Source organism: Enterobacter cloacae complex sp. IR5441 (genome assembly GCF_049238215.1).
In the GTDB taxonomy this organism is placed as follows: domain Bacteria; phylum Pseudomonadota; class Gammaproteobacteria; order Enterobacterales; family Enterobacteriaceae; genus Enterobacter; species Enterobacter hormaechei_C.
Genome location: NZ_JBMKIA010000093.1, coordinates 1 through 1,988 on the forward strand (window position 1 = coordinate 1; position 1,988 = coordinate 1,988).

General features: G+C 54.0%; 2 protein-coding genes and 1 pseudogene. 1 reads left to right on the plus strand and 2 read right to left on the minus strand.

Annotated features, from left to right (window positions below; translation table 11 throughout):
• The first annotated feature begins 186 nt into the window (after positions 1-186).
• Positions 187-459, plus strand: a complete 273-nt coding sequence (locus tag ACOTX5_RS26405; protein ID WP_063945332.1) for a hypothetical protein — start codon at positions 187-189, stop codon at positions 457-459.
• Positions 460-507: 48 nt separating this feature from the next.
• Here ACOTX5_RS26405 and ACOTX5_RS26410 read toward each other — a convergent pair whose 3' ends face one another.
• Together ACOTX5_RS26410 and ACOTX5_RS26415 are read right to left on the minus strand one after the other, a co-directional pair.
• Positions 508-1,062, minus strand: a complete 555-nt coding sequence (locus ACOTX5_RS26410) for an aminoglycoside N-acetyltransferase AAC(6')-IIa (RefSeq protein WP_023622803.1) — start codon at positions 1,060-1,062, stop codon at positions 508-510.
• 30 nt (positions 1,063-1,092) lie between these two features.
• Positions 1,093-1,881: pseudogene (locus tag ACOTX5_RS26415) on the minus strand (AadA family aminoglycoside 3''-O-nucleotidyltransferase); the annotation flags it as partial.
• Positions 1,882-1,988 lie beyond the last annotated feature (107 nt).

The following is a 1,988-nucleotide window of genomic DNA, read 5'->3' on the forward strand; positions in this document are numbered from 1 at the left end:
CTTTCATGATATATCTCCCAATTTGTGTAGGGCTTATTATGCACGCTTAAAAATAATAAAAGCAGACTTGACCTGATAGTTTGGCTGTGAGCAATTATGTGCTTAGTGCATCTAACGCCCCGAGTTCAGCCGCGCCGCAGGCGTCGGCTGGAATGAATTGTTAGCACTCATCCACAGGAGAATGAAATGCGAGTGTTGAGCAGCACGATACAGACAGCGCGCAAGCACTACCCGTGCGACGCGTGCCACACATTCTTGCAGTCGAACTATGGACGCGACAATGTGAGCGCGGACGATTGGCTTGTGATCGAAGGCGCGCAGGCTGACCGCTGGAAAATCACGCCCGGCAGCAAGTACCGGAAGACGGTACTGAAAGACGGCGATGACATCTTGACCGTGAGGAACAGGCTTGACGTTGAGTCGGTGTGTAAGCGCAATGATCTTTTTGATGAGTGCTAACACCTGAATTAAGCCGCGCCGCGAAGCGGCGTCGGCTTGAATGAGTTGTTAGGCAACACCGCGCTTTCTCTCGAAGGCTTGTCGTGTTTGAACCATGTAAACCGCCGGCCCGTCAGGCGTGGTGATGATCTTCTCCCGCACGAATCCTGCCTTCTCATAGCAGCGTATGGCTCGATGGTTGTTCGGAGTCGGGTCGGTCTGAATCTTCGTCACGGTGGGGTCCGAGAACAGTAGTTCAACGAGAGCGCGGACAAGCCTTGTTCCTAGGCCTTTGTTCAACTGTGTCGGGTCAGCCAGAGACTGGTCTATTCCTCGCACTCCTGGATCAGTTTCATCTTCCCACCAGCCATCACCGCTTCCGAGCGCGACGTACGACTGAGCATAGCCGATCGGTTCCTCGCCCAGCATTGCGATGTACGGTGTTACGGACTCTTCCGCCATCGCTCTGGGCAGGTAGTGTTCCAGCACTTCATCAAGAGTCGGTCGCTCTTCGTCACCACCCCACCACTCAACGATGTGCGGCCGGTTGAGCCAATCATGGAGCATCGGCAGGTCGCGCTCGGTCATGAGGCGAAGAGTTATGGGGGGGGTGCTCGCGGACATGTTGAATGAACTGTTAGACATCATTGGCGTGGAGCCGAGCAGACTGGCGGCTTCGTGCTTCACAAAGTAAATGAACGCAGTCAACTGATCAGCGCGTGAGGCCAAGCAATCCATCCCTTGTCCAAGGTAAGCCTGCTGGGCTTCAAGCAGCACGGGCTGATGTTGGACGGGCAGGCGTTCCATTACCCAGTTGGCAGCTACATCCTTCGGCGCGATCTTGCCGGTTGCTGCGCTGTACCAAATGCGAGACAAGGTAAGCACTACATTCCGCTCGTCGCCTGCCCAATCCGGTTGTGAGTTCCATAGTTTCAAGGTGTCGGCCAGTGCTTTGAATAGATCGCTTTCCGGGACTGGGTTGAAGAAATCTTCCGCGGCCGAACCTGCCAAGGCAAGGCTGTGTTGCCTTGCTTTAGTTAGCAGAATAGCCAGATCAACATCGGTTGTCGCGGGCTCGAAGATGCCCGCAAGAATGTCCTTGCGCTGCCACTCCCCGAATTGCAGTTCCCGTCTGGCTGGATAACGCCAAGGAACAACATCGCCGTACACGACGATGGTAACTTCCAAGGCACGGAGAGCTTCACTTTGGCCGGGAGAAGCGGAAACTTCCAGGAAATCTACGAACAGAGCCTGCCGCACAGTCTCATCGAGCTGTGCAGTCACAGTAACCAGCAAATCAATATCACTGCATGGCTTCAGGCCACCGTCGAGTGCAGAGCCGTACAAATGCACGGCCAGCAACGTCGATCCCAGATGATGCTCGATGACGTTGAGTGCCTGTGATAGCTGTACCGAAATCTCGGCGGGCACTGCGTTGCTCATGATGTCTAACTCCCAATTTGTGTAGGGCTTATTATGCACGCTTAAAAATAATAAAAGCAGACTTGACCTGATAGTTTGGCTGTGAGCAATTATGTGCTTAGTGCATC